The sequence below is a fragment of the Microbacterium sp. B24 genome (genome assembly GCF_000333415.1).
GTDB lineage: Bacteria > Actinomycetota > Actinomycetes > Actinomycetales > Microbacteriaceae > Microbacterium.
In genome coordinates, this window is record NZ_BADB01000003.1 from 1 (window position 1) to 4,560 (window position 4,560).

Annotated in this window: 3 protein-coding genes and 1 pseudogene; 2 read left to right on the forward strand and 2 right to left on the reverse strand. The window is 70.1% G+C overall.

The features are described 5' to 3' along the window. Together I5I_RS00030 and I5I_RS00035 are read right to left on the reverse strand one after the other, a co-directional pair. The coding region (locus I5I_RS00030; protein ID WP_148285458.1) for a cytochrome ubiquinol oxidase subunit I at positions 1-258 on the reverse strand (258 nt) is incomplete at its 3' end. 100 nt (positions 259-358) lie between these two features. Beyond that, positions 359-982: an ArsR family transcriptional regulator gene (locus I5I_RS00035; RefSeq protein ID WP_036314681.1), complete on the reverse strand. Its 624-nt coding sequence runs from the start codon at positions 980-982 to the stop codon at positions 359-361. Positions 983-1,207: 225 nt separating this feature from the next. Between I5I_RS00035 and I5I_RS17355 the strand changes: the two genes are divergently transcribed. Continuing rightward, positions 1,208-2,962, forward strand: coding sequence for a lamin tail domain-containing protein (locus I5I_RS17355; protein ID WP_239639964.1), 1,755 nt, complete (start codon positions 1,208-1,210; stop codon positions 2,960-2,962). A 1,079-nt stretch (positions 2,963-4,041) separates the two neighbouring features. Continuing rightward, positions 4,042-4,560, forward strand: a pseudogene (locus I5I_RS00045) (alpha/beta hydrolase); the annotation flags it as partial.

A 4,560-nucleotide genomic window follows, 5' to 3' on the forward strand; every position in this document is an offset into this window, starting at 1 on the left:
ATTCGAGCTCGGTCCCGGGGATCCTCTAGAGTCCTGCACGATGCCGGTGACGATGCCCATCGCGAAGTTGATCAGGAAGATCTTCCCGAAGAAGCGCGTCAGGTGCAGCCACTTCACGTCACCGGTGCGGTGCCACACCGTCTGGAAGATGGCGACGAACAGCGACATGCCGAGCGTGAGCGGCACGAAGATGAAGTGGTACAGGGTCGTGAGGCCGAACTGCCAGCGTGCCAGCAGTAGCGGGTCCAGGAAGTCCATCGTCATCCTTCCGAGGGCGGGAGTCTTCTTCGAGACTGAAGCTACACAGGGATTTCCCAGCCGCAGGCGCCCTGGGCCGTGAAAAAGAAAGGCGTTCTGATCAGGCCGTGGCGCCGGCGAACATCAGCTGGACGACGCACTCGCGCGGGTCGCACGAGGGGCGCATGTCGTCAACGGCGAGCGGCCCACCGGCGGCGCTGAGCACGCTCTGCATGAGCCCCAGGTGCACGCGGCAGAGCACTTCGCGATGCTCGGCCTGCGAAGACGCGTGTGCGCAGGGGGTGAGGTCGACCGTGAGCTCGCGCTCATCGACGAGGGGATCGAAGCCGGCGTCGATCAGGTCTTCCACGAGGGCGTCGACCTGGTGGAGGGCTTCGGTGTCCAGCTCGGGGGTGGCCCCCGGCAGCACGCGACGCATCAGATCGCCCCGCTCTGCGGCGGCGCGCACCTTGCGGCGCTGGATGGGGCTGGAGGCGAGGATGCCGTCGGCCGCACTGTAGAGGACTCGGGGGCGGCCGCGAGTGGTGCGGTGCTCCGCCGCCGACACGACGTAGCCCTCGTCGATCAGGCGCTGCAGATGCTCGCGCACGGTGTTCGGGTGCAGGCCCGTCGCCTCGACGATCTCGGTGATCGTGCGACGCGGCTGCTCCTGGACGAGGTGCAGGATCTCGACACGTGAATAGCTGGAAATGGCGCTGTACCCAACCGGGCGACCTGTGGTCATACCTCACATTATTCACGGTGTCGCTCGTGTGCGCCACCCCCGATCTGCGGGGGGTTTCTTCCGGCGGGGCGGAAGGCGGTCCGATGGGTGGAAACGCGGGCGTCGGCATCCGTTCACCTGCCGTCGATGCGGCGTTCTCCCGCACCCGCCAACGTCGGCAGAGTTGCCGTCGCGGCGGCCCCGCCGACCCTCTCATCGAGCGTTCGTCTCGAGTCTGGAGCCGACTTGTCCTCCTCGTCTTCGCGTCTGCGCCTGATCGCGCTGCTGACCGCCGGACTCGCCTGTCTGTCGGCGGGCATCGCCGTCGCCCTCCCCGCTGCCGCCGTGCCGACGTCCGCGGGGGTCGTGATCAACGAGATCGAGTCCGACGACGGCAAGAACCCCGACTGGATCGAACTGGTCAACACCTCGAGCGCCCCGGTGGACATCTCCGGCTGGATCCTCAAGGACGACGACGACAGCCGCACCGATGCGGTTCCGGCGGGAACCACGCTCGCGCCCGGCGCCTTCTACGTGTTCACCGCCCCGGCGATGTCGTTCGGCCTCGGCAAAGCAGATGCGGCACGTCTGTTCCGTCCCGATGGCACGACACTCGTCGACTCGTACACGTGGACGGCTCACGCGACGGTGACCTACGGCCGGTGCCCGGACGGCGTCGGTGGGTTCTCACAGACCACGACGGCGACGCGGGGCGCATCCAATGCCTGCGGCGCGGCGACCCCGACTCCCACCCCGACCCCCTCGCCGACGAGCGCGGTGCCGCCGTCCGGCGCCGTGGTCGTGAACGAGGTCGAGTCCAACGGCGGTGACCCCGACGACTGGTTCGAGCTCTTCAACACGACGAACGCCGCGATCGACCTCACCGGCTACGAGGTGCGCGATGACGGCGACGCCTCGGACCACCGCTATGACCTGCCGTCGGGCTCGATCCTGCCCGCGCGGGGCTTCCTGGTCGTGCAGAAGAGCGTCGGCTCCGCCCCCGGGTTCCCGTTCGGGCTCGGCAGTGCCGACAAGGTGCGCCTGTTCGCGCCGGATCGCACGACGCTCGTCGCCGAGGCGGCATGGGCGGCTCACGCTGCGACGACGCTCGGTCGCTGCCCCGACGGCACCGGCGAGCTGCGGGAGACGGCCGCGGCGACCAAGGGGGCGGCCAACGCGTGCGGTGTGCCCGTGGCGATCAACGAGGTCGAGTCCAACGGCGGCAGCCCCGATGACTGGATCGAGCTCGTCAACCGCTCCAACGCCGAGATCTCGGTCGCGGGCCTGGTCGTCACCGACTCCGAGATCACGAAGAACCGCTACACGATCCCGTCGGGCACGACGATTGCGGCCAAGGGCCACCTCGTCCTCGAGAAGGCGGCGTTCGGTTTCGGTCTGGGCGGGGCCGACGCGGTCCACCTCTTCGACAGCGACGGTGTCACCGAACTCGATGCGACATCGTGGACCGCACACGCCGCCACCACCTGGGGGCGCTGCCCCGACGCCACGGGCTCGTTCGGTGAGACCGTGGAATCCACCCCGGGCTCTGTGAACGCCTGCACCGCAGATGCACCCACCGCCGAGGTGTGGCCGGGCGGTGCGAGCGTGCGGGTGCTCGATGCCAAGAACGAGTACCCCGACGCGAACCTCAGCGGGCTCGATGTCGCGGACGGCGCACTGTGGGCGGTGGAGAACGGCCGCGGCCGGCTTCACCGCATCGTCCCGCAGGGCGATGGGTGGGTGCAGGCCGCGGGCTGGGCCGACGGCAAGGCGCTGCACTACCCGAACGGGTCGGGACGGGTGGATGCCGAGGCGGTCACCGCGGTCGGCGACGCCGTGTACGTGGGCAGCGAACGCGACAACGACAACAACAAGGTCAGCCGCCCCGCGGTGCTGCGCTATCAGCCCTCGACGTCGGCGAGCGAGCTCGTCGCGACGGCCGAGTGGAACCTCGCCGCCGATCTGCCGGGACTCGGAGCCAACGCGGGCATCGAGGGTTGACCTGGAATTCGGACGCATGCTGACCGCTCGCGGGTTCGTCGATGCGACAACGGCGCCGCCGTACGTCCCGACGCGCTACCCCCGCCACGGTGACGGGTCTGTCTTTCGTCGGCGTCGAGGGGACGGCGGCGGTCTATGCCTATGCCCTGGCNGCCGACGGCGGATTCTCACGCATCGCCACGATCCCCTCGCCGTTCCCGATCGTCGCGGAGGTGCAGTTCTCCGACGATCGCCTCTGGATCGTCTGCGACGACGCGTGCGACGGCCGCATCGCGACCTTCGAGATCACCCCGCCGTCTGCCGGCACGGCGGGCGGCACATTCCGCCAGACGCATCTGTACGCACGCCCGGCGCAGACCGCGAACGTCGCGAACGAAGGGTTCGCCATCGGTGATACTTGCGTCGACGGCGTCGCGGAGACCTTCTACGCCGACGATGCGCGTACCGACGGCTTCTCGCTGCGCAGCGGCACGATCGCCTGCACCGCCGGCTCTTCCACGCCCACACCGCAGCCGACCCCGCAGCCGACCCCGACCGTCACACCGACATCCGCTCCCACGCCGCTGCCGTCGCCGACCCTCGCCCTGACCGCCGGCGCGACGACGCCCGTCCCTCCCGCCGCATCCGCGCTGACCGGTGCGAACCGGGGCGGGCTGAGTGGTCCGGCGTCCGCGCTGCCCGGCCAGACGGTCACGATCACCGTTCCGGCGGCGCTGCCCGGCCAGACGGTAGACATCTGGATGTTCTCGACCCCCGTCCACCTCGGTGCGGCGACCGTCACGGCGGCGCACACGGTGTCGGCGGCCCTGCCGCTGACGGCGTCGGCGGGTGTCCACCGCCTGGTCGTGACCGATGCCGCCGGAGCAGTACTCGGCTGGACGGAGATCACGGTGAACGCATCCGCGCTGGCGAGCACGGGCTCCGACGCGCAGTCGCTTCCGACGCTCGTCACGTTCGCGCTGATCGCGCTGCTCGCGGGTCTCGGCGCGCTGCACAGGCGCAGCCGCCGGCGACGAGTCGGGGAGATCTCTCCCGCGGCGCTCAGCGATGGCCAAGGTGTGTCGCCCTAGAGTCGGTGCATGCAGATCTGGCAGTTGCCGATCATCGATGGCGCTGTCCCGATCATCGTCTACACGATCGCGGGAGCGTTCCTCCTGGTCGTGCTCGTGCGCCGCTGGAACAGGCGCAGCATCCTGTGGGCCGCGGGCGGCGCGATCGTCGGGGCCGGGCTCGGCGTGGCGCTCGTGCACATCGTCGACCGGATGCAGCTGTTCGGGACGGCGCCTCTGCCGGTCTTCGTCGTGCAGTGGGCCGCCGGCGCCCTGGCCGCCTCGGGAGGGGCCCTCGCCGCGATGGTCGGCGCGCGGTGGTGGCGGCGGATCGTTTCCGCCCTCGCCGTGGTGGCGTTCCTGCTCGCCGCGACGATCGGCATCAACGCCGGCTTCGGCCTGAACCCCACCTTGGCGACGCTGTTCGGCGTATCAGGCTACGACCGGCTCGATCTGCCCGATGTCCGGCCCGACCTCCGGGGGTTCCGAACCGTTCCGCTGGCTCAATCCTTCGTGCCGCCTGCCGGGATGCCGGCCAAGGGGTCGCGC

Bases quoted from the DNA above. Each gene is read 5' to 3' on its own strand.
- I5I_RS00035 (WP_036314681.1), bottom strand. From the start codon at position 982: ATGACCACAGGTCGCCCGGTTGGGTACAGCGCCATTTCCAGCTATTCA.